Here is a 21,753-nt window from a genome sequence, read left to right as displayed (position 1 = left end):
CAATTAAAATAGCAGAAAGAACATGGGGCCTAACTTGGTGCGTAATATGCTAAGCGCTTTATTCACTTGCTTGGATACATTGTTCTCCGTAGTATCCAGTTGATTGGCGATCTCTTTATAGGATAGCTGTTCCTTCCTGCTCAATTCAAAGATCAAGCGCATTTTTGGCGGCAGTTCCGCGATCTGCTTATCGATGTAAGCCTGGAAATCCCGTTCACGGGTTTGATGGTCCGTAGAATGGATAGGGTTCTTACTATAGAACTGCTGCAGGGAATCGATATGCTTTTGTTCGACCTGTTCATGGGCGAAAAGGTCGAATATTTTGTTTCGGGCTGATGTAAATAAGTAGGCAGCTAAATCCTTTATCTCCGGGGACTTTTCCCGTTTGAACCAAAGGTAAGTGAATACATCCTGGGTAATGTCTTTCGCCTGTTCCTTGTCCTGTATTTTTTTAATGGCATGCACATAGATCAGCTGAAAGTACCGGCGATAGATTTCTGAATAAGCGGCATGGTCGTCCTGGCCAAGGAGTTGGAGTAATTCATGATCAGAAAGGGTACTGAGAGCCGCCATTCGCTAACATTTATCAATGTTGCCTCGCTTAGCGGGTTAAAGCAAATATGGCCGGAACCCACCTGTCATGTCGCATGGCTCTGGTAAAGCCGGCCTCTTTCGAGGTGATCCCCATGACATAAGCGAGCTCCGGCCCTATTGGTATAGGGTGACGGAACTACACTTACCATCGCGGATCAATTTACCAGATTTAGCTGCGAGGCTCGTTAGCAGTCCTTAATGTTCGATATTAAGTAACTGCAAAAGTAACTTAAATATGATTACCAAATTAGGTAAAGATAATGAATAATGACATACCTGTATGTCATTTACCGAAATTTTTATATATTCTTTTATGGCTGATGTCGGAAAGAATAAAAATATCGGCTATTGAGCAACATGTAATTGACTTTGTAATAGAGCTACGAATAAAACACAATCTAAAACAAGACGATATCGCAACTATTATCGGGACAAAGCGATCATTCGTGACCAATGTGGAAAGCACAAAGAACCGCGCTAAGTATAATTTGAACCATATTGATAAATTGGCTGATCACTTCGGCCTTTCCCCAAAAGATTTCCTTCCGGCTAAAGCACAGAATCATTTGTAAAATTTTGGCGTTGCCTCCGGCCAGGCTCTTGTTGCAAGTCCTCACTGTGCTCCGGGCTTTTCACGCCGATCCTTAACGCTTTTTATTAGTAGATGTCGTATATCATTGATCGCTTTTGATGATATTTGTGTAGGCTTAAAAATCGCACTATGGGATTTCTGTCTCTTATTTTACGGGTTTTTAAAATAAAGCCGACCTGGAAGGGAACGCCGGAAATGTTTTTGGCTATGGTGTTGGATATGCAGCGCCGTAATAACCCGGTTTATTCCCTTAGTGAAGTATTGCAATGGGGGGAAGTGCTGCAGAAAGTAATAAAGGTTCAGTTTAAACCCTTTAGGGATTTTCCCGATCTGTTACAGCGTGGTATGCCCGACTATTCACTGGTCGAAAAAGTAGGCGGCAGGCTGGAAGAACTGCATCAGCGCCAGGAACTTAAAAAAGCGATCTATGGGGAAAAAACTGATTTGGGTGACGATGATGTCATGACCAGTAATTCGGAAGGCGCAGTGTTCGCTCGAAAGATGGTTAAGGATTTATCTAAATATGTAGATTTCCCGGAGAATCAATGAGGTGACTTTCGATGAATTTATATGTTTATTGGAACCATTTAAGAAAACTTAAATAGCTCACCTTTATCAACGGCTGCCTGCAAAAATCACATTTAAGAATAATCGTTGCCTTATTCAAACTCTTATTTGCGCAGATTGACGTAATGTAAATGATGCTGTGAACTTAAAAATCACTAAAACATTCTAAGCGCCCAATTTAAAATGTAAAAGTTTGACCTAATTTTGTTACCTTTTTGGATATATTTGTAACAAAATATTGAATTCGACCCATCGTCATATCGCCCAAAAGATCAGCCAAGCAGCAGGTGGAAGTATCTTGTTCCCGACTGATTTTCGCGGATTGGGTTCTGAGGATGCGATCAAAATGAGTTTAAGCCGGTTAGTGAAAGAAGGACAGGTAGAGCGGTTGGCACAGGGTGTTTATGTAAAACCAAAAAGAAAAGGCAAGCCGGCTAATCACAACCTAGACGAGATCGCGCAAGCCATAGCTAAAAAGGAAAAAGTTCGGATACGGCGGTCTGCGGAATTTGCTTTGTTCAAACTGGGCCTTTCGTCTGTAGCGCCGGAACATCTGATTTATATCACTGACGGAGAGCCCCGAAATATCCGGATCGGCGATAAACGATTGGTGTTTAAAGCGACCACACCTAAGAAACTCAGTCTTTCGCAAGATACCAGTGGTTTGCTGATTCAGGCGATGGAAGAACTGGGGAAAGACAAGATTACGTCTGAAGTTACCCAGCAAATCATTCAACATTTAAATACCATCAGCAACGAAGCATTAATGGCGGACTTGCGGCTAGCGCCGGCTTGGATCTACGATTTATTCCGGCAATTAATTATTAACACAAAAAACAAATAGTATGAGTAGGCAACAGAGAACAAATTATGGAAATCGGGAAATCGACGAAACAGGAATTTGGACGCAGGCACGCCAAATTTTGCGCGACTTCCCTGATGAAAATCAAGAATTGATGCCGGGTTTAAAGTGGGGTTCGGTTTATCAACTTTATACCCCGGCTTTCTGGAAATATCAATATGTGACCAACGCCTTTCCCGACCACAACGAAACCCATCGCCTTTCCGGTTCGATCCGAGACGAAGTTGTCATGTGTATGCTGGGAGGATATGGTATTCCGTCGGAAATGGGGATTATTGCTTATGACCTTTTGAAAAAGAACGGGTTATTAAAACCTTTTATTGATTTTGACGAATTGTACGCAGCATTGAGCAAGCCTATGCAATTACTGAATGGAAAGAAAGCGAAATATCGGTTTGCCCGGCAAAAGGCGACCTATATCCATACGTTTCTAAACCGGACGGATATCAACCTGATTCCGACGGATGATGACTTGAAGCTGCGTGACTGGTTGATCTCCGTCAAAGGAATCGGTTACAAAACCGCTTCTTGGATCACCCGCAATTGGTTGCGAAGTGAACGCGTAGCTATTTTAGATATCCATTTATTAAGGGCAGGAGTCATTACAGGTTTCTTCAGACCTAAGTATAACCTCAATACGGAATACCTAAATCTAGAAGAACAATTTATTACGTTTTGTAACCATCTTGAAGTCAGACCCTCAGATATGGATGCAATTATTTGGCAGTATATGAAAAAAAATAATAAATTAGCCTTAAATATTTTAGCTTCAATTACTTAACCTTATTATTGTTATATTATGTCAGGTAGCTCAGGCGGTTCGATTGGCGGCGGTTTTGCACCAGAACCTACATGTGAAAAAATTCTTATCCGTACGCAATTGGCCTCTCCGCGAGCTGAAGTAATTGATGAACTTTCTGTTGGTGATATTCTTGACGTCGTTTTCACAGTTCCGACCGGACCTTTGACAGCGCAAACCTATGACGGTGATATAGCCGGGGCTATTTTAATTTCCGATCCCGCATCACTGATCAAATGTATCAACGAAGGATTTGATTTCAAGGCGAAAGTGCTTGCGATAACAGGTGGTGATTGTCAGGTTTCGATATATTGCGCAGGCCGATGATTACGATAACAGGCGGTACCTATCGGGAGCGTTGCCTTTGCCCTGATTTTGATTTTAAATTTGGTTCGGGATTACGAGCCTGCCATGCCATTCATGCACTTGATGACAGTGTGGAGGTAGAATTTCATACTTTTTGTTCGCCGGATAATGATCTTTTTCTGACGATGTTCGAAGATGCATTGAAGATCAAAACACATAAATATTCCGCCGCAGATTCCGTCGGGTTTATTTATGATTATCCTTTACGTACCCCTGTGATCTATCCGCGCCCGGATATGATCGCCGAGGCTGAACCTATACGATTTGAAGCGGAGAACATCCTTTATTTTGGGATGCTGGAAGGAAATGCGGTGGTAAAAGGTAAACGCGTGGTTTATGATCCGCAATCACCGGTTAATCCCATAAGCTTTAAAGCTACGGGATCGGAAGCGGAAGAGCTTGCAGTGGTTATTAATTATAAGGAAGCTCAAAAAGTTGCGAAAAGTAAAGACCTGAAAGTAATTAAAGCTTACTTCTTTGAACAAGAAGGGGCCGCCGTTTTGGTGGTCAAAATGGGGCCTAAAGGCGCGATGGTATATACCGCAGACGAAGAAGTGGTGATACCAGTTTATAAGACAGGTTATGTTTGGCCGATCGGTTCAGGCGATGTTTTTGCGGCCATCTTTGCCTATCACTGGATGCAAGGTGGTAAAACAGCAGTAGAAGCTGCGCAAAAAGCTTCCTTTTCAACAGCTATATATTGCAACTCGAAAAGTTTCCGGTTTGAATATTCCGGTTATCAGGAAAATATCTCGTCGATCTCGATTCCTGAATTTCCGAAAGGTAAAGTCTATTTGGCTGGGCCATTTTTTACCTTTTCGCAAAAATGGCTGATCAATGAAGTGATGAGCAATTTACATCACCTGGGGATGCAGGTATTCTCACCGCTACACGAAGTTGGCTTGGGCGAGCCTGGCAGTGACGTGGCGAAAAAAGATCTGGAGGGCCTGGATGATTGCAAGATCGTCTTTGCCATACTGGATGGTTTAGACCCTGGTACACTGGTGGAAGTCGGTTATGCGTTGAAGATGAAAATCCCGGTGATTGCCTATGTAGAAAATGAAGCCGATACCGATTTAACGATGTTGATCGGGACGGACTGTGAGATCGAAAAAGATCTGACCACGGCTTTATATAAATGTTTATGGATGTTAGCGGAGAATGAGTAAGGCATTATTACTTTCGGGTGGGATCGACTCTATTGCTATGGCTTATTGGCAACGGCCAGACTTCGCCATTACGATCAATTACGGACAGGCGCCAGCGGATACAGAGATTAGAATAAGTAAAATTGTTGCAGAAGCGTTGAATATCGAGCATCATGTCGTTCTCGTAGACTGCAGTTCTTTAGGCAGCGGCGATTTGCTGAATCAATCCGCTTTGGAAGTGTCGCCATCCTCAGAATGGTGGCCGTACCGCAACCAGCTACTTATCACCCTGGCCTGTATGAAAGCAATAGCCTTAGGTGTACAGGAATTGATGCTGGCGTCAGTGAGATCAGATGGATTTCATAAAGATGGCACATCCGAGTTTTATCGCCTGACCGATCAATTAATGCGCTACCAGGAGGGTGGGATTAAAATTACCTGCCCTGCGATTGACCTGTCTTCTGTGGAGTTGGTGAGAAAGGCCAAAGTTCCCTATAGCCTGTTGAACTGGGCACATTCTTGTCACCGGTCTAATATTCCCTGCGGCAAATGCCGGGGCTGTAATAAATACCGGGAAGTGATGTATGAATTACAACAAACTGGTAATGCTTAATCCAACGCCTAAACAGCATGAAGAACTTGTTCCCGGATTTAATTATCCTATTAAAAGCCGTATTAAATTAGCGCGTCCTGAAAATAATGCCGCTGATTTTTTTGAGTTGATCCGGCAAAGGTCTTCAATCAGAACTTTTAAGAAATTAAAGCCAGGCGATCTTGATCAGTTGCTTTGGTATTCCGCTAAGGCTTTCAGCGTGGATATCAACGATCGCGGCTATATCCTTTCTCACCGGCCGGTGCCGTCTGCCGGCGCACGGCATCCTATCGATATCCTGGTATGTCTGGATGTTTCACGCCCCGTGCTGCATTATTATGATCCTTTTACACACGCGCTTGGTCAGTTAGACTTGGATGAACCTATTGTTCAAGGTTTTTTGATGCATGTACAGCAGAATTTGCCAGTTATGGAGGGCGTGTTGCTGTGGCTGATCGCGCATCCCGCGAGAACGGAGGCGAAATATGAAAACGCGGAAAGCCTGGTCTGGCGTGACGCAGGTGCATTGATTCAGCAAATTCAATTAACAGCTACTGCTTTAGGGCTGGGTAGTTGCCCTATAGGTACTTTAGGTGTACCATTTGAACAGCAGTTATTTGGGAACATAGGTAGAACAATTGCTGCTGGAGGAATTGTAGTTGGAAATTTGGAATTGTAGTTTGTTCATTATAACTTAGTGTTCACAAATAAGTGAACAAGAGATAATAGTGAACATGGAAGAGCAGGTCATCTATAGAGTCATACAAGTACTGCAGGAGAAAACCGGGCTTAAAGGACGGTGGTATGCCCGTACAGGTAAGAAAGATATAGATGGACAACTGGAGCTCAAAGCAGATAGACAAAAACAGACATTTCCGGTCGAGTTTAAGAAAGAAGTAAAACCAATTCATTTTCCAGCATTTCAACAACTCCGCGAGGAACACGGGGATCTCGTCGTTATTGCCGAAACCATCTATCCTGGAATCAGGGCGCAAATGCGCAATTTAGGTCTAAATTATATCGATGTGGCTGGCAACTGCTATCTAAAGAAAAATGACTGGTTCTTTTTAATTGATGGATTTAAAACAGAAATTGTAATTCCGGTAAAAAAAGACCGGGCATTTAATAAAACCGGCTTACTGTTGGTTTTTCATTTTTTAAACGATGAAAACTACCTCAACGCCACTTACCGGCAAATGGCGGATGATTATGACATCGCTCTTGGCAATATTAATTACATCATTACCAGCCTGAAAGAGCAAGGGTACATCATTCAGCAAGGAAAAAAAACCCTACGGCTGACTCAAAAGAAACGATTGCTGGACGAATGGATCCCCGCTTATGAAGAAAAACTTAAGCCCTTGCTTAAAATAGGCGACTATCGTTTTATTAACGGCAATGAAAAAGAGTGGGAAAAAATACCCATTACGGATTATGAAACCCAATGGGGCGGCGAGCCCGCAGCTAAATTACTGACAGCCTATCTGAAACCAGGTAAACTTATTTTTTACACAACAGCGAGCAAAACAGACCTGTTAAAAAAATATAAACTGGTTCCCCAGGATAATGGCGTACTCGGCATTTATAAAAAGTTTTGGAAATTCAATGCAGGACCTATGGATACGGTACCGCCCATATTGGTATATGCAGACCTGATCAATACGGGTGATCCCCGGAATTTAGAAACCGCAAAAAAGCTTTACGATGGATTACTTAAAGATCAATTTTGAAGCCATGCGGTTTGGTCCGATGCGGCCAACATTCGATGCACTGGAGCGTACTTTCCGGAAATTCAACATTGATTTTTATCTTATTGGTGCTTTTGCGCGTGATTTGTGGCTGAATCATTTAGAGGTATTGCCGGAACGGCGTACTACTTTAGATGTTGACTTTTGTGTTTATATTAAAAGCCAGCAAGATTTCCACGCTTTGAAGTTGCACTTAAGCCAAGAAGAAAAATTTATTGCGGACGACGAGCCTTACCGGATGCACGCCCCGGATCAAACCATTATCGACCTGATTCCCTTTGGCGGTATAGAACAAGGGCATAGTGTATATCTGGACGGAAACCCACCAATGGAGCTCTCAGTTTTCGGCAATCTGCAAGTACTGGAACACGCTGAAGAAATTTATCTGAATGACCAAACCTTTAAGGTTTGTACACTGCCCGGTTTGTGTATTTTAAAGCTGATCGCGAGTCATGAGAAACCGGAGCGGCTTGAAAAAGATTTGGGTGATTTTTATTACATCCTCGATAATTACTTTGAGATCGCCGCGGACACACTGTATAATGGAAATCACGATGACCTAATCGACAATGACTTCGATCCGCATGTTGCCGCCGCTAAAGTGCTGGGACGACAGTTGCTGCCAATCCTCAAGGAGTCCTCGGCTTTAGCCACGTTGTTCAAACGCATTTTGAACAAACTATTGGGACGATTCAACGCAGGCGAAATTGATGAAATGTATGTCTATGAACCCAATGACCTGCAAATCAAACGCCTGAAATTAATCAGCAGTTTGCTCGGGGAAATCGATGGGAGTGTGGAAAGTTTTACGGGCAAAAACTAAAAATATTAGCTTATTTTTACAGGTCATGAATCGCCAGAAAAGTTTAACCCGTATCGCAGAATTGTTAGGAAGATTTACCACGGAAGTCGGTTTGTTGAATGCGGCTAATTTGTATGATATCAATATCCACGCAGAAAATGTGTTGATCCCGTTGATCAAATTAGCTTATGGCTTGGATATGGTGAATGCGAATTATACGAAAGGAAAGAATTTTTCTGCCGTCGACCTTATCGATAACAAAAACCGCGTTGCATTTCAGGTTACCTCCACAGCGGATAACGAAAAGATCAAGCATACGTTAAATCAATTCATTAAGCATGAACGCTATTTAAGTTATGACATTCTTTTCGTATATATTATCGGCAACAAGCAATCCGCCTATACCGGAAAAGGCCATGCGGAAATTGTACAGGATAAACTTGCCTTTGACAAGGACGAACATATTATTGATAATAATGATCTCTTTAAAAAGATCAGCGGTATTGTATCATTACAGCAAATTTCTGCGATCGAACAGTTTTTAGAAGAAGAGTTTAGCGAACAAAAAATAGAGTTTAGGAAAAAGGCGCTGGAAAATCCGGCATCGGTTAAGCATACGGAACATGTTTACTTCAATTTAATCGAAGCTAATATTCCGGAAACGCTATATATCGCAGATATAGCCATCGATCGGGAAGCGATCATTAAGGAATCCTGGACGACGGAGTATAAGCTAAAAATGGACGCATCACCTCGTAAAGTCCTGCGCCGGGCGATTGACCTGGCCGGATTAACCCGTATCGCAGATTGGCACGTCACTGGCAATCAATTACTGACTTTTCGAAATCTTCATGACCCGGCGGAGCCTTTAAGAAATTTTATCGATCAAGGCACGATCACACCCCTCAAACCCAAAGAGTACTGGACAATCGACGCCGATCATCAGCGCAGTTTTACCAGCATCTTGAACTTTTCACTGCAACAGTTGCTGAGTCATAAAGCGATCCATTACATCGGGGAAGATGATATTTACCGCTACCAGCCCGAGGGTAAAATCGTTAAACAAAGAACGGTTGAATGGAAAAAAACCAAGCGTGCAAAGCGCACCGTTATTTTTGAATTATTCGATAAGAACAAAGAACAGATTGTCTGTTTTCGTCATTTCAGTTTTGAAGCCAAGTTTAATTTATATGACGAGCAATGGTATCTTTCGGTAAACCCAACCTGGAGTTTCACCAGCAATGGGTATAAGAAAAGCGGGCTCGCTAAATATTATGCTCCGGGTCTAAAGCGGCTGGAAAATAATAATACAATTTACTACGGCTTTCGATTTATTAGCTATTGTTTAACACACAATATTTTATCTGATGAAATAACCTTTCCTTATTTAACTTTCAATACACCGTTCTTTGATGAGGTGCTCACCGATACCGAGGTAGTTGAAATTGATGAGAACGTACCGGAAGACACCCCATTAGAATAACCACATGAATATAAAATTACTATCTGAGCCACCGTTACAATTTGGAACGGGCGAACACATAGATCCAAAAACGGGCATCATTACCTTCAATCCCTATGATTTGCAAGGAGTTCGCCCGGAGCGTATCAAAACAGGCATTATCGGTAAAAGCGATAGTGTAGATACTGTTATCGGCTGGCTCAACACAGGTAAACGAATTATCGCTGCGAAAAAAAGCACATTGGGGAAGCTATTCCCGGAGTTTTGTGGGTTTAGCAAAACCGATGCTTTTAAATCTGAAATCATTTATGACGAAGGCTATATCAGAAAAATTAACAACTCTGATTTCGACCATATTATCAAAAATGAAAAACGCTACTGGAAGATCATTGAGGAGTTCGTAACGCTTTATATCAATGAAATTAAATTTTTAGCTAAAAATAAAAACCCGGATGTCATCTTATGTGTGCTTTCTGAAAAGTTCATTCAAAGCATATTGGGCGCGCCAACAGCGGAAAATACAGATGCGGAAAGCGCTTCCGCCGAAGACGCTGATGAAGAAAAAGACGAGCAGGACGAATTCATATCCAGACAAGAAAACAATTTCCGGCGCCTTTTAAAAGCGCGGGCAATGGAATATAATATTCCGATCCAAATTGTTCGCGACCGTATTGCCAAACCATCTGGTGAAATGCAGGACCCAGCTACAATAGCCTGGAACTTTTATACCGCAATATATTACAAAGCTTCTGGTACCCCTTGGGCAATGAAAAAAAAGGACTCGACGATCGTTTGTTATGCTGGTATCAGCTTTTACAAAAGTCGTGATCGAGCAACGACACAAACCAGTATTACACAAATATTCAATGAGCACGGTAAAGGTGTGATTTTGCGTGGACAACCCGTTGAAATGAAAAAAGGTGATCTCGAACCCCACCTTACCGAATTACAAGCCTATGACTTACTTGACTATTCCCTTAAAGAGTATTATGAAGCGCTTAAAGTATATCCGCAGCGCCTTGTCCTGCATAAAACTTCCAATTTCAATGCAGCGGAAATAGAAGGGTTTAAATCAGCCGCTTATAAAAACAACATCCATGCGGTAGATATGGTTACGATCATGCGAACGGATTTACGCTTATATCGAGAGGGACCTTACCCGCCACTAAGAGGCACTATGGCAAGCTACACCGACACTACTCATTTGCTTTATACACGCGGATTCGTTCCTTACTATAACACGTATCCCGGTAGTTATATACCTGCACCAATCGAAATCCGGTTATTCAGTCATGATGAATCTCCAGAACTGATTTGTGAAGAAATACTGGCATTAACTAAAATGAATTGGAATAATACGCAGTTCGATCGTAAATTCCCAATTACGATTGAATGCTCCCGTAAAGTTGGTGAAATATTGAAATATTTAAGTCCAGAACAAACGCCACAGATCAAATACAGTTTTTATATGTAAAGCTTTTTAAATAACAAGGGTAACCTGTTTACCCTTGTTATAATCTTTAGGCATAAATAACGTTTTCTAAACCGTCATTTTACGCTTGCGTGACTGCTGCTTTTTTTCAGGCAGTCCCTCCTTTTGCTGCCGTGTTTGTTTTTGGGAGGCGCTGGTTTTTTGTGATGGCTGGAGTAACTCTTCGCGTTTGATACGCTTCATCTTATCATCATACAGGTCGATGGTTTTGAATTGCGGGCTGGCCGAGACGAAATATTTGGTTTCCTCTTTGCCTTTCGTTACAGTGATCTGCTGGGCGTTTCCTTTTTTTATGGAGCGCAACAGGCTGTCTTTGCTTTCGGCGTTGTCCATTTCCTTGATGCCCTTACCGGTCAGCACCTTTTCGAGATCGAAGCCGTAATTTTCATTAAAACGTTTGATCTCCTTGCTGCCGTTTTGGGTCCGGTTATCGGGGTCGAGTTGTAGCCAGGCATGATATTTTTCACCATCCTTGTTGAACAGTTGCTTATGCACGGCGCGGCCTTCCATCAGGTTAAAAGCTTCCTTCGCCGTGATACCGTTGCCTTTGTTGATATAAAAGCTTTGGTTGGTTTCCTGCTCTTTGCCTTTGTTAAGGGTGGCATCATACCTGTTAAAAAAGTACATGCCTTCACTTTCACCAGCCTTGAAATGTAATTGATAGTCCACGGGTTTCTGGTTGAACTCATGTTTGGCGTTCAATACGAATTCCGGCGTTTGCTTGCTGATCTGTTGCTCCAGTTCTTTGTTGACCTTATCGCCGAACCCAAGGTTCAGCAGGCTCTTTTTCAGAAATTCTAAATTTTGCGTATTCATAATATTTGTTTTTAAATGTTCGATTTGTTTTCGGGTTTCCCATACGTCGATGGGGATCAGGCTGATATATTCGTCATGCGGCATTTTAGCTGCCCGGCCATCAAGCAAAGAGATCGCATCGGTTGTTGGCACATTGATATGAAATGATTGCATTTTCCAATGATCTGTTCCTGCACCGATACTACCGGAATACCCGATAAAGCTGAGACGGTTATGTTCATCACGGACCAGATGCAGGTTAAACCCGACATGCCCGATATGGGCAGCCAGTTCAACCGAACCCTCGTCAGAAAAAATGGCCTGACGCAGGGCGTCTACAACACCCGGATCGCGAAAGCCGGTTCCGGATAGTTCTGACTTTAACTCATAAAAATTGATTGCCTTGTCCATAGTGCTGTTATATATTAAAGGTGATGTTAATTGACCTTATGGCCATTCTTTTGTACCCGGCGGGGTGCTTTTAGGATGATCTCCGGCTGCTTGTTTTGCGCTTGCTGCTGCGCCCGCTGGTTCAATTGTTCTGCGGTTACCGGCTTCATTCTCGCGTCAAATAATTTGAGCGTACGGTTGGCCGGGTCGGCTTGCACATAGATGTTCAGAAACTGCCCATTCTGTTTCCAGTGGGTGGAAACCCGTTGCCCGTTCTCTAAATAGCGGGTCAGCTCTTCCTTGTTACGGGTGATGTTCGGCATCGCTGCTAATACGGCGTCAATTTCAAAGGCATGGCTAGCCGCATAATGCTGGACGCCATTTTTACCTAATTCAACCCATCTCGTGCTTTCATGACCCATGGCATCGGTGTAATGCTGTTTAAGCGCCCTGCCTTCCAGCAGGCTAAGCGCCTGGGTTGCTTTAAGGCCGGGCCAGTCATTCAGCTCAAACTGATAGAATCTGTCCGCCTGCCCTTTTTCAATTAATGTGCCGTTTAGGTTTTTTAGCTGGAAGTCGCCATATACGTCCTTTTCAAAATGCAGGTCGAGATTTAATCGCTTTGCTGCATTCAACTGGCAATCCAGCGGCAGGCAGACTTGCCGGTGATCCGGGTCTAAATGCTGTTCCAGTTTGCCGGCAACGGAGGTAAGCCCGCGTTCGCCCAGTTGCTGTTTCAGGACTTCCATATTGGCTGCCCTTTGACGGGTTTGCTGTTCCAGATAGGCGGGCCCATCGACCAGGCGATCTTTAAGTCGCATGAATAGCCGTTGCAGCAGGTTCGGATAAAGTTGCTTTTCCAGGCGGTTGATATGATTGTACAGCAAGGTCATAAAGGGTTTTTCGTCTGGCCTGACCGTTTGCCGCAATCTGTGGCCTGCTTGCTGCAGGTGTGCCAGCTGCAGGGACAGCATAGCGCGTTCGTCTGTCGTACCAGCTTTCAGCAGTGGCTGTAACTCGTTTTTTTTGTCGTCCCAACTCTTGAAGGCCAGCAGGACTCTGTTCACTGGTTTCATAAGCTTAGTATTTATTGATTTTCAATAGCACCGGAAACTCGTCTTTCAGCTTTACTTTGATCTTGTGCACTTTCTTGCTGAATAGCCCTTTGGCTGCGTTGATACCTCCGGCGGCCGCCTGGGCACCCAAACTCGCATCCATACTCATAAACTGCATACTTTGTACGGCATTATCTGCTCCTGTACCGGCTGCTCCTCCAAGATCAGCTTCAGGGGCCGGGATGCCGGGCATTCCATCCAGGCTGAATACGGTGAGACTTACCGGAATGATCTTTTTATCCAACCGGACATTTTCGATGGTTAATAATAACCTTTGATTGGTTACCTGACAGGCACCAAAGATGAGTTGTCCTTTCGGTAGAAATTCTCCGCGTATGCGGACGGAATCGGTCAGTTTCAGGCGTACCGTACCACCGTTCATGACTTTTTGCTTCCCGTCGATCATCGCCGGGATCGCCTTAAATGCTGCATTGTCCGTCTTTTTTTCCGTTGGCTTACTCACTGATGCGGGATTTTGGATTGCCTGGATTTTCGTCAGCATCGCATTTAACTGTTCCATTTCAGGATCTTTTCCAGATGAGGAGTTCATCGCTTTCATCATCCTGTGTAACTTCCTTACCGAGCGCTCATCATCAGCGCTTTCATCTGTGGCGGATGGCTGGCTGATCTGGCGGTTGATCGCAGCAAGCTTCGCGCTGATCCTGTCGGACTGGATATCCGCAGTGTTTTGTTTCAGCGTGGCAATTTCCGGCTTATCCTTGTGGATCGAACCGCTGTCTATCCGTGAAGGGTCAAATCCCATTTGCTGCATAAATGCGCTTCCGGCCCCTTCACTTTTTTGGTTGCTGTCTTTGGCGGCACTTTGGTAGATATCCATTTTATTATTGGCTTCCTGCTGTTTAAACTGGGCTGATGGCAAAGTCATATTAATTCCTTTTTGCTGGGCCTGTTTATTGTGATCAGGCTTTCCGCTTCCGCCACCAAGTGCCCAAAAGGCCATCGTTAGAAAGGGGAGCACCAGCAAGGGTACCACCAGATAGAATTTTCTTTTTTTTCTGAACTCGGGATTTAGCGGCGCTTGGCCGCTGGTTTCATTGATCGTTTCCATATGTTTATTTTTGATGATTTAATGAATCTGTTTTTTTCAGGCTGTGCGGCTTTGGCGGACCGTCGGAACTTTGCCCGATATGCACCGGCAACGCTGAATTGCGGATGCGCGGCATTTGAGCAAGGCGGCTGGTGATCAGCACGCTGCATATCAGCGCCATCAGCGCCAGTCCGCAGAAGAGCCAGAACCATCGCAATTGCGATTCCTTTGAATAGCGGCGTACCCGTTGGTTCAATCGCTGGGAGGCATTGCGCTGCCATTTGACAATGCGCCCTGCGATCATTTCTGCTACTTTATCGTTAACCGAATGCTCATTTGCTTGCTTTTTTTTCAGAAACCACATATCACTTATTAATGATGGTTGTATCGCGGTTCGCCAGTACCTCCCAATGCTGGATCAGAAAGCCATGCGGATTATTATCAGATTGTTCGGCAAGGTCCCTGACCTCACCCTGGGTCACCAGTTTCCGGTAAACTGTTCCGCTGGAACGCACCAGTTTTTCGGTAGCATAACAGGTAAAATAGTAAGGCCATTGATTACCGCTAAGACGGGTACTGTCTACCTGGATTTCCTGGGAAATATTAGCCGATATCAGGTTATTGTAATATCCTGCTTCGCGCAGGTTGTCATATTCCCGTTTGGCCGATTCGTCAGCCAGGTACAAGGCTTTATTGACATTGGCCTGTATCGCTTTATCGTCCGGGCTGAGATCAAAAAAGTACTGGTGGAACGTTCGGATATGATCGCGCAGTTCAACAGGGAGGTTAGTCTTCCGGTCGGATGACGACGCCTCCAGCAATTTGCCATTATACAGGATGTGTACACGGTTTTGCGCCCCATTAACAACCTCCGTTGTTTTATAAATGCAAAAACACATAGTCAGTACGTTGCCTATGATGAGCAGCAGGCTGAACTGTTTTATATGCTTAAATGCGGTTTCGATATTTTTAAGGTGACTAAACATGATCTTTAAGTTTTAATGATTGATTACGATTTGGAAGAGAGCTTTTCGGTTTGGTACTGATCTTTGCCATTCGATGTACCGTTATAGCCGGACATAAAATCACGTGGTGCATTGACCAGGTTCGTTGCCCCTTGTTCGGCTCTGCTGCCGACCATTCCGCCCGTTTGCACGGCCGTATTGCTGGTACTCACCACTATCGTATTTACCTTTTGTAGTAACCCATGGCCTCCGCCCGCATTGACGATATAGTTAGCCACGCTGGGTACAGTGAAATAGCCGATAATGCCTATCAGCAGAAATATGAGGTAAGCGGTATCAGTAGAACTGAAAAAGGTATCTCCTGAGTTCTGCACCTGGCTGATATCGATCTGCAGCATATTTTCCTGCACCTTTCCGATGATCGCCCCGAAGATGTTAGCGACCGGAAGCCACAGAAACACATTGATATATTTGGCAAGCCAGGAGGTCAGCACATGCTGGAATCCGTCAAAAACGGACAGGCCGAGGACCAGCGGGCCAAGGATGGCCAGCACAATGAGGTAGAACGTCCGGATGGTGTTGATACAAAGTGCTGCCGCTTCGTAGCAGACCTGAAGGATCTCGGACATCCATTCTTTCACGGTATTCCTGAAATTGTAGGACGCCTTGGCCATAGCGAATTTCATGTCATTGCCAATGCCGTCAAAAATTCCTTCTTTCTGACCCTCTGGATCATTCGGGTGCGTGTACTTATACCATTTTTGGCGGTCGCCTGCCCCGTCTTCTCCTTGATACATTTGCCAGGCATCTGTTTTTTCAACAGCGTCTTCCTTAGCTTGTAATAATCTGGCAATCGCGGCATCTGAGTTTTGAACCATACCCCCGGTGGCGCTAACCGTAGGCTGCATAATGCCATTGATCACCCCGATGACCGCAGGGAACAGCATGATGGCCAGTCCCAGGCCGAATGGGCGCATCAGGGGGTAAAAGTCCAGCGGTTCGGCATTCGCGATTTGCCGGTACACCCGTGCAGCGATATACCACAAGGCTCCGAATCCGGCGATTCCCTGGCCGACACCCACAAGATTACTGCACATGCCAAGCATATCATTGTATACGCCGTCCAGCACACTTTGCAAGCCATGGATATCATTCGCGAGGCCCTCCGCATGAGAAATCATGGGCAAAAGGATGCCCGTTACCACCATCAGGGCGGTAATCATTGTTAACTTTTTCATAAGTTTTACCTTTATTTAATTCCGTAAAGTCGATTCAGGGTCTGGGTGTCCCCGGCTTCCTTGACCCGTTGTAAAGAGATAGCCACGCCCTGGTTATTGAAACTTCGCAGAAATTGCAGGCGTTCCGAGCTTCCCGTATAGATCCGGTCAATTGCCTTGATCCTTTCCGCGTCTGACATGCGTAACTTGCCTGCCATAAGCACATCTGCCAGTTCACCTGCATCATTGAGGGTTTGACTGACCAACCGCGTATAAACATCACTGATATAACTCAGTTCGCTGACCGAGAAACTGCCGCTCTGCCGAAACAGGGCCAGTTTGCGTTTATATTCACTGATCAGGCTGGCCTGCATAGTCAAAATATCTGCTATCCGTGCATAGTTCTTCACGGCAGGACTGATGGCCAACAACCCGTTAAGGTAAGTTTGATGCAGGTTAAAATTCCCTTTCGAAAGGGAAGATATGCTGCCATAGCCCTGTTCGTAAATTTGGTAACCTGTCTTCATATCGGATAGGATACTTTTCATCTGCGTTAGCTTCTCGATGTCCAATAGCAATTGCTGCATTTCCTGAACCTGCGCTGAAGCGTTTCCTGGTGCTGATATACCTAAAAATGTAGTTAGCATACCGATCCATATTATTATTGGTTTCATGCCCAATCTCCTTTCTTAATGGATACCATAGGTTTTTACCAATACCTGTGTACCCGTTTGTTCCTGTTGCCGCTGTGCAGCATAACTTTTTGCCTGTACTGTAAAACCGACTGCGAACCGGTAATTGGCCTGCATTTCCGTATGTAATTGGCCGATCAGTTTTAGCCGGTCCGCATCGCTCATCTCCATTTTACCATCGCTTACCACGTTTTGCAAATTGGTAAGCACTTCCTCGCAATCCTTATAGACCGCACTTCGTACCTCTTGCAGGTACGACTTTTCAGTGGGCGATAACCCATTGATCTGAGCCCATTGGTTTAGCAACACCATCACATCCTTTTGCCAGCGTACGATCTCTTTAACCCGGCTATCGTTAGCCACCATCGCGTTGACTTTTTTCAACTCGTTATAATAGGTGCTGTGCATTCCGTTTTCAGATAATAGTGAGCCGGAGATCGACCCAAGCCCGCCTTTAGCAATACTGTAGCCCTTTTTCAAATAGCCCGAATAAACCTGTAAGGCCTCGATCTGCTCCAATAGATATTTTTTTCGCGTGCTGGATTGCTTGAACCATTCCGCAAAAGTTTGTGCATGCGCCAGTGTGATCGTATTTGTAAAAAGCAGGATCATGGTGATGCGCACGATAGCTTTTCCGGTGATGCTATTGAAGTCCATATAACTGTTTAGTTGTTTTCGTATCCGCCAATGATTTGCTTCTTTGCAGGCTGAGCATCTGGTTCTCTGTATTGAACCTCGTCAGGTCACTGTAATTCTCATCCAGCCTGTCGGCTGCCCGGTTGATCAGTTCCAGACGCTGTTCATCACTCATTTGTGTTTTTCCGCTGCTGACCACGTTCATGACATCATCCAGGTTACGCTCACTGGCAGTTAGGATGCCGGTATAAACCGCAGTCATTTGCTGCAATTCAGCGGCGTTGAAATGCCGGTCCTGCCGCAGCAGGTTCCAGGCCTGACGATAATTGTCGACCAGCGCGATCTGCCTTGCCGCAACGTCTTTGATCCGTTGATAATAGGCAATTGTAGATTTGATCTTCCAGAGCTCATCATAATAGGTGCTGAATAATTGGCGCTGATCTGCTGACCAGCCGGAAATTTCAGACAGCCGGAGTTTGGACAGTTCATTTTCAACAGCCTTTTGTGCGTTCTGTAGCCAGATCGTTTGGTTCTGCATGCGCTGAACTTTGAGGTCGATGGCCTTGATCACTTTAGTAACGGTCAGCTTAATAATATCCCCGATGATGAATTGAGCATTGCTCTTCATCGGAAACAAAACTGCGGTTATCGAAACGATTAAAATTATCTTTTTTAGCTTGGACATGACGATCTCCTTTCACCTAAAGCGCTTTAAAATTGACTATTTAACTTTTTTATACTTTGCTGTTTCCAGTAGTAGTCCGCCCGGAATAAAGCGGATCTGATTTCCGAATCCGTCCTGCGTCAAAACCTGCTTATCTTGATCCCAGGTTGCCATCCATTTTTTTGTTGTGAACTCACGCGGAAGTTTTTTACCATCCCTTATCCGCTGAAAGCCCACTCGTTGTTGGACGGTGTAAGTTTTCGCATTAAGTTGTAAAGGCTCTATATAAAGCGTGTCGTCCGCACTACTGTACTCACTTTCGCCATGATTTATATACAGTCCGCTGATTTGCTGGCTGCGATCAGTGCAGGATGCGATCCATAGGCACAGGAACAAAAGGTAGATCAATGGATACTTTTTCATAAGTCTAATGTTTAGTTATTGCTGTGATTGAATTTCTTTGACTATAGCTTCGATGCCTTTTTCCATACTGCCATACTTCGCGGCATACTCCTGAACTTTGATCCGCTCACGACCCTCTGTGGTATATGCGAAATATTCTTCAGGCGACAATTCATTTTTGTAAACTTTCATCACCTGGCCGCCCAGGTCGATATAGATCTCCCGGTTATCCTTGTTGACGGATAATACCTGCGTTTTCCCTTTATCGGACATGCCGAGTGTATCCTGAAGCTTATCGAACTTGTTCATGAACTTGCGCATATCCATCAAAATCTTAATATCCGCATTATTAATAATGGCATCTTTAATGATCGGTGAACTGATCAGGTCATCTAATTCCTGAGTGACCACGTTTGGTACCCCGTTAAATTTCCGCATGGTTTTAAAGGCATACTGGATGAAGCCCGCCATGCCTGAATTGGCAATGGCTTTCCAGGCTTCATCAATCGTCAGCACTTTTCTCACGCCCTGTAGCTTTCGCATTTTCGACAGGAACATTTCCATGATGATCAAGGTGACCACCGGGAACAGGATCGGATGATCTTTTATCGAATCCAGCTCGATCACCACGAAGCGCTGGTCCAGTAAGTTCAGGTTACCGGTGGCATTTAACAGGTAGTCAAATTCACCGCCTTTGTAATACGGCCGGAGTACATACAGAAAATTGTCGATATCAAAATCTTTATCTTTTACCTTCTGCTTTTTTAGCAGTTCCACATAATGCTGTTCGAGGTATTCAAAGAAGGAATTGAAACAGGCAAATTCATTTTCAAGCCTACCGATGTAGTCGTAATAGCCTTGCAGCGCGTTGGAAAGCGCCACGTACTCACTACGGATAAAACTTTCATCCTCCTGTTTCCATAAGGTGACCAGTAATGCCTTCAGGCTTTCCTTTTTTTCGGTATCGAGCATTTGGCCCGGTGGCAGATAAAAAGGATTGAAACTGATCGGGTTCCTTTCCTCATAAGTAAAATAATAGCCACCTACCAGTTCACACAAACCTTTGTAGCTACCACCGATATCTACCGTGACACAATGTGCGCCCTGGTCGTAAAGTGTTCTGAGGATGTGGTTCACCGTCATGCTTTTACCGCCTCCCGATGTTCCGCAAACCAGCATACCCATATTAGAGGTGATACCGGCGGTCCGTGGGCCGTCGAACAGATCTACGAATACCGGTCTGCCTGTTAAACGGTCACAAAAACGAATGCCATCCGCAGGCTTGTCGCTCCGGTAATTGGTTTCCAGGTTCAAAAAGCAGGCGCTTTGCTCCAGAAAAGTATCAAAAGTGTCGTTTTCAGGAAAATCGGCCGCGTTTCCGGGGATGCCGGCCCACCATACCTGCGCAGCGCCGTCAGATTCCAATTTAGCAGATGCACCGATCTGGGCCATCGCAGAGCCTACCATATTTTTGATCTCCTGTAAACCGTCCCGATCTTCCGTCCACGCAAGCACGTTAAAATGTGCTTTAACCGGTAGTCGTTGCTGCCCGATGGCTTCATTCAAAAAATCATTCGTGGCATCACGACTGATCGCGTTTTCGCGGCTGTAAGCAGACAAGGATTGCAACCTCAGTTTTTTGGCCTCCAGCTTTTTCAGAACTTTTTCGGTATCGCCGATAAAAATGTATTGATTATAGATATGGTCGCAGGGCAACAACAAGTTCAGCTGTGCGGCGAAACCTGTTGGAAATTTGGTTTTGTCAGTGCTGTATTTGTCATAGGTCATTCGGCTTCCGCATACGCCGGGCAAATTTTCACAATCGCCTAACGTAAAAAGCTGTGCATGCTGATCGCCGATCTGTAACCGGTCCTTAACATGAATATCCTTGATCATTGGCCTGCTATCCTGGTCTTGAAGAAAACAGTATTGCTCCAGCAAGCCCGGTGTTGTCGCTGTACCGCAGATCCGGTCATTATTCAACCGCTCCATTTTAATCAGGCCGCTATCGCAAAGTATGCGCTCGAACTGCCCGGCCTTTTCTAAAAACTCAGGTAACATCCTGTCGTCCGTTGTCTGTTTAGGACTGACACTTTTTCGCATAATTCCGGAAAATGCGCTGGTGGCTTGCTTACGGTCGGCTGCTTTTTTAGTTAACATCAGGTAGCACGTATGTTTCAAAAACGACCGGCCTTTAAAATGGTGGTCCGCCGCCCTGGTCAGGAAATTTTCACTCAATCCGGCAGCGCCTTCATACGCAGACCGGATAAACATATCCTGTTTGTGAACGATACTGTGCTTGGGCAGCACCTTGATCGCCCGTATCCAGGATTGGTGATAGGTTTCGTAATCTTCCTCTGATAGGGTAAACAACTCAGGAAGTCGCAGACGGTAAGCAATGGTCAGGTCACCATAGACCGATACCATGCAATCATGCTCCACCTTGTAGATAGGAAAAACTTGTTCTGCTTTACTATACGCTGCCATTGGGTCTGATTTTACAGGTTAATAATTTTCGTGAATTGAATTTCAGGTAGCCGGGAAGAAATCGCTTGGCGCCGCGTTTCATCAATCCGTATTGACCGTATTTGTTACTTAACCTGAAAACCTGTGTAAACAGTACAGTTCCGGAACCTGCGATCAGCAGGATGCACAGGTAAACAGGAACGCCGGTAATATAGAAGACCGCGAACAATACCAGCAGCGTAACCAGGCCTGCGCCCAGATAACCAATATACTGAGCTTTCAAACCCTTAAATTCAATGGCTTTATTAATGCCTTTATTGATTTGATAGATAGCCATGA

The 21,753-nt window shown here is 44.6% G+C and carries 25 protein-coding genes; 12 read left to right on the top strand and 13 right to left on the bottom strand.

Going from position 1 to position 21,753, the window contains the following annotated elements:
* Positions 1–3 precede the first annotated feature (3 nt).
* Entirely contained in the window at positions 4–573 is a 570-nt protein-coding gene (locus GWR56_RS06650; RefSeq protein ID WP_162430355.1) for an RNA polymerase sigma-70 factor, read from the bottom strand.
* Between the two features lie 281 nt (positions 574–854).
* Between GWR56_RS06650 and GWR56_RS06645 the strand changes: the two genes are divergently transcribed.
* From GWR56_RS06645 to GWR56_RS06590, 12 genes are all read left to right on the top strand, one after another.
* Positions 855–1,166 (top strand): helix-turn-helix transcriptional regulator, encoded by a 312-nt coding sequence (locus tag GWR56_RS06645; protein ID WP_162430354.1) that lies wholly within the window; start codon positions 855–857, stop codon positions 1,164–1,166.
* A 149-nt stretch (positions 1,167–1,315) separates the two neighbouring features.
* On the top strand, positions 1,316–1,735 hold the full coding sequence (locus GWR56_RS06640; RefSeq protein WP_162430353.1) for a hypothetical protein: 420 nt from the start codon (positions 1,316–1,318) through the stop codon (positions 1,733–1,735).
* A gap of 256 nt (positions 1,736–1,991) precedes the next feature.
* A complete protein-coding gene (locus tag GWR56_RS06635) occupies positions 1,992–2,597 on the top strand; it encodes a DUF6088 family protein (RefSeq protein ID WP_162430352.1) in 606 nt (201 codons plus the stop codon).
* Position 2,598: 1 nt separating this feature from the next.
* On the top strand, positions 2,599–3,396 hold the full coding sequence (locus GWR56_RS06630) for an 8-oxoguanine DNA glycosylase (protein ID WP_162430351.1): 798 nt from the start codon (positions 2,599–2,601) through the stop codon (positions 3,394–3,396).
* Positions 3,397–3,414: 18 nt separating this feature from the next.
* Entirely contained in the window at positions 3,415–3,741 is a 327-nt protein-coding gene (locus GWR56_RS06625) for a hypothetical protein (protein ID WP_162430350.1), read from the top strand.
* Complete coding sequence (locus tag GWR56_RS06620; protein ID WP_162430349.1) at positions 3,738–4,949, top strand: PfkB family carbohydrate kinase; 1,212 nt, start codon at positions 3,738–3,740, stop codon at positions 4,947–4,949. The genes GWR56_RS06625 and GWR56_RS06620 overlap by 4 nt, the downstream gene beginning before the upstream one ends.
* On the top strand, positions 4,942–5,541 hold the full coding sequence (locus GWR56_RS06615; protein WP_162430348.1) for a 7-cyano-7-deazaguanine synthase: 600 nt from the start codon (positions 4,942–4,944) through the stop codon (positions 5,539–5,541). Before GWR56_RS06620 ends, GWR56_RS06615 begins: the two co-directional genes overlap by 8 nt.
* A complete protein-coding gene (locus GWR56_RS06610) occupies positions 5,513–6,199 on the top strand; it encodes a SagB/ThcOx family dehydrogenase (protein WP_162430347.1) in 687 nt (228 codons plus the stop codon). The genes GWR56_RS06615 and GWR56_RS06610 overlap by 29 nt, the downstream gene beginning before the upstream one ends.
* A gap of 55 nt (positions 6,200–6,254) precedes the next feature.
* On the top strand, positions 6,255–7,250 hold the full coding sequence (locus GWR56_RS06605; RefSeq protein ID WP_162430346.1) for a type IV toxin-antitoxin system AbiEi family antitoxin: 996 nt from the start codon (positions 6,255–6,257) through the stop codon (positions 7,248–7,250).
* A complete protein-coding gene (locus GWR56_RS06600) occupies positions 7,225–8,091 on the top strand; it encodes a nucleotidyl transferase AbiEii/AbiGii toxin family protein (RefSeq protein WP_162430345.1) in 867 nt (288 codons plus the stop codon). The genes GWR56_RS06605 and GWR56_RS06600 overlap by 26 nt, the downstream gene beginning before the upstream one ends.
* Positions 8,092–8,116: 25 nt before the next feature.
* Complete coding sequence (locus GWR56_RS06595) at positions 8,117–9,553, top strand: SMEK domain-containing protein (RefSeq protein ID WP_162430344.1); 1,437 nt, start codon at positions 8,117–8,119, stop codon at positions 9,551–9,553.
* A gap of 4 nt (positions 9,554–9,557) precedes the next feature.
* Complete coding sequence (locus GWR56_RS06590; protein WP_162430343.1) at positions 9,558–11,006, top strand: hypothetical protein; 1,449 nt, start codon at positions 9,558–9,560, stop codon at positions 11,004–11,006.
* Positions 11,007–11,072: 66 nt separating this feature from the next.
* Here GWR56_RS06590 and GWR56_RS06585 read toward each other — a convergent pair whose 3' ends face one another.
* The 12 genes from GWR56_RS06585 to GWR56_RS06530 are packed head-to-tail and all read right to left on the bottom strand — an operon-like array spanning position 11,073 to position 21,751.
* Positions 11,073–12,230 carry a hypothetical protein gene (locus tag GWR56_RS06585; RefSeq protein ID WP_162430342.1) on the bottom strand — a complete coding sequence of 386 codons (1,158 nt, stop codon included), beginning with the start codon at positions 12,228–12,230 and terminating at the stop codon, positions 11,073–11,075.
* A 26-nt stretch (positions 12,231–12,256) separates the two neighbouring features.
* On the bottom strand, positions 12,257–13,276 hold the full coding sequence (locus tag GWR56_RS06580; RefSeq protein ID WP_162430341.1) for a hypothetical protein: 1,020 nt from the start codon (positions 13,274–13,276) through the stop codon (positions 12,257–12,259).
* Positions 13,277–13,289: 13 nt separating this feature from the next.
* Entirely contained in the window at positions 13,290–14,393 is a 1,104-nt protein-coding gene (locus GWR56_RS06575; protein WP_238395320.1) for a conjugative transposon protein TraM, read from the bottom strand.
* 4 nt (positions 14,394–14,397) lie between these two features.
* Positions 14,398–14,736, bottom strand: a complete 339-nt coding sequence (locus tag GWR56_RS06570; RefSeq protein ID WP_162430340.1) for a hypothetical protein — start codon at positions 14,734–14,736, stop codon at positions 14,398–14,400.
* A 1-nt stretch (position 14,737) separates the two neighbouring features.
* Complete coding sequence (gene traK, locus GWR56_RS06565; RefSeq protein WP_162430339.1) at positions 14,738–15,358, bottom strand: conjugative transposon protein TraK; 621 nt, start codon at positions 15,356–15,358, stop codon at positions 14,738–14,740.
* Between the two features lie 23 nt (positions 15,359–15,381).
* Complete coding sequence (gene traJ / locus GWR56_RS06560; RefSeq protein ID WP_162430338.1) at positions 15,382–16,575, bottom strand: conjugative transposon protein TraJ; 1,194 nt, start codon at positions 16,573–16,575, stop codon at positions 15,382–15,384.
* An 11-nt stretch (positions 16,576–16,586) separates the two neighbouring features.
* Positions 16,587–17,228, bottom strand: a complete 642-nt coding sequence (locus GWR56_RS06555; protein ID WP_162430337.1) for a TerB family tellurite resistance protein — start codon at positions 17,226–17,228, stop codon at positions 16,587–16,589.
* A gap of 15 nt (positions 17,229–17,243) precedes the next feature.
* Positions 17,244–17,903 (bottom strand): hypothetical protein, encoded by a 660-nt coding sequence (locus GWR56_RS06550; RefSeq protein WP_162430336.1) that lies wholly within the window; start codon positions 17,901–17,903, stop codon positions 17,244–17,246.
* The gene (locus GWR56_RS06545) at positions 17,890–18,567 is read right to left on the bottom strand and encodes a conjugal transfer protein TraI (protein ID WP_162430335.1); all 678 of its coding nucleotides are present in this window, start codon (positions 18,565–18,567) and stop codon (positions 17,890–17,892) included. The genes GWR56_RS06550 and GWR56_RS06545 overlap by 14 nt, the downstream gene beginning before the upstream one ends.
* 36 nt (positions 18,568–18,603) lie before the next feature.
* Positions 18,604–18,969: a hypothetical protein gene (locus GWR56_RS06540; RefSeq protein WP_162430334.1), complete on the bottom strand. Its 366-nt coding sequence runs from the start codon at positions 18,967–18,969 to the stop codon at positions 18,604–18,606.
* A gap of 15 nt (positions 18,970–18,984) precedes the next feature.
* Positions 18,985–21,435, bottom strand: a complete 2,451-nt coding sequence (locus GWR56_RS06535; RefSeq protein WP_162430333.1) for a TraG family conjugative transposon ATPase — start codon at positions 21,433–21,435, stop codon at positions 18,985–18,987.
* Positions 21,422–21,751 (bottom strand): DUF4133 domain-containing protein, encoded by a 330-nt coding sequence (locus GWR56_RS06530; RefSeq protein ID WP_162430332.1) that lies wholly within the window; start codon positions 21,749–21,751, stop codon positions 21,422–21,424. Before GWR56_RS06530 ends, GWR56_RS06535 begins: the two co-directional genes overlap by 14 nt.
* Between the last annotated feature and the right edge of the window lie 2 nt (positions 21,752–21,753).

This window comes from Mucilaginibacter sp. 14171R-50 (assembly GCF_010093045.1).
GTDB lineage: Bacteria > Bacteroidota > Bacteroidia > Sphingobacteriales > Sphingobacteriaceae > Mucilaginibacter.
Note: the sequence above shows the minus strand (reverse complement) of the source record. Positions and strands in the feature narration are given on the sequence as shown.

Excerpts from the sequence above, each read along its gene's own strand:
- GWR56_RS06650 (WP_162430355.1), bottom strand. The coding sequence starts at position 573 with ATGGCGGCTCTCAGTACCCTTTCTGATCATGAATTACTCCAACTCCTT.
- GWR56_RS06645 (WP_162430354.1), top strand. The coding sequence starts at position 855 with ATGAATAATGACATACCTGTATGTCATTTACCGAAATTTTTATATATT.
- GWR56_RS06640 (WP_162430353.1), top strand. The coding sequence starts at position 1,316 with ATGGGATTTCTGTCTCTTATTTTACGGGTTTTTAAAATAAAGCCGACC.
- GWR56_RS06630 (WP_162430351.1), top strand. The coding sequence starts at position 2,599 with ATGAGTAGGCAACAGAGAACAAATTATGGAAATCGGGAAATCGACGAA.
- GWR56_RS06625 (WP_162430350.1), top strand. The coding sequence starts at position 3,415 with ATGTCAGGTAGCTCAGGCGGTTCGATTGGCGGCGGTTTTGCACCAGAA.
- GWR56_RS06620 (WP_162430349.1), top strand. The coding sequence starts at position 3,738 with ATGATTACGATAACAGGCGGTACCTATCGGGAGCGTTGCCTTTGCCCT.
- GWR56_RS06615 (WP_162430348.1), top strand. The coding sequence starts at position 4,942 with ATGAGTAAGGCATTATTACTTTCGGGTGGGATCGACTCTATTGCTATG.
- GWR56_RS06610 (WP_162430347.1), top strand. The coding sequence starts at position 5,513 with ATGAATTACAACAAACTGGTAATGCTTAATCCAACGCCTAAACAGCAT.
- GWR56_RS06605 (WP_162430346.1), top strand. The coding sequence starts at position 6,255 with ATGGAAGAGCAGGTCATCTATAGAGTCATACAAGTACTGCAGGAGAAA.
- GWR56_RS06600 (WP_162430345.1), top strand. The coding sequence starts at position 7,225 with ATGGATTACTTAAAGATCAATTTTGAAGCCATGCGGTTTGGTCCGATG.
- GWR56_RS06595 (WP_162430344.1), top strand. The coding sequence starts at position 8,117 with ATGAATCGCCAGAAAAGTTTAACCCGTATCGCAGAATTGTTAGGAAGA.
- GWR56_RS06590 (WP_162430343.1), top strand. The coding sequence starts at position 9,558 with ATGAATATAAAATTACTATCTGAGCCACCGTTACAATTTGGAACGGGC.
- GWR56_RS06585 (WP_162430342.1), bottom strand. The coding sequence starts at position 12,230 with ATGGACAAGGCAATCAATTTTTATGAGTTAAAGTCAGAACTATCCGGA.
- GWR56_RS06575 (WP_238395320.1), bottom strand. The coding sequence starts at position 14,393 with ATGGAAACGATCAATGAAACCAGCGGCCAAGCGCCGCTAAATCCCGAG.
- GWR56_RS06570 (WP_162430340.1), bottom strand. The coding sequence starts at position 14,736 with ATGTGGTTTCTGAAAAAAAAGCAAGCAAATGAGCATTCGGTTAACGAT.
- traK (WP_162430339.1), bottom strand. The coding sequence starts at position 15,358 with ATGTTTAGTCACCTTAAAAATATCGAAACCGCATTTAAGCATATAAAA.
- traJ (WP_162430338.1), bottom strand. The coding sequence starts at position 16,575 with ATGAAAAAGTTAACAATGATTACCGCCCTGATGGTGGTAACGGGCATC.
- GWR56_RS06555 (WP_162430337.1), bottom strand. The coding sequence starts at position 17,228 with ATGAAACCAATAATAATATGGATCGGTATGCTAACTACATTTTTAGGT.
- GWR56_RS06550 (WP_162430336.1), bottom strand. The coding sequence starts at position 17,903 with ATGGACTTCAATAGCATCACCGGAAAAGCTATCGTGCGCATCACCATG.
- GWR56_RS06545 (WP_162430335.1), bottom strand. The coding sequence starts at position 18,567 with ATGTCCAAGCTAAAAAAGATAATTTTAATCGTTTCGATAACCGCAGTT.
- GWR56_RS06540 (WP_162430334.1), bottom strand. The coding sequence starts at position 18,969 with ATGAAAAAGTATCCATTGATCTACCTTTTGTTCCTGTGCCTATGGATC.
- GWR56_RS06535 (WP_162430333.1), bottom strand. The coding sequence starts at position 21,435 with ATGGCAGCGTATAGTAAAGCAGAACAAGTTTTTCCTATCTACAAGGTG.
- GWR56_RS06530 (WP_162430332.1), bottom strand. The coding sequence starts at position 21,751 with ATGGCTATCTATCAAATCAATAAAGGCATTAATAAAGCCATTGAATTT.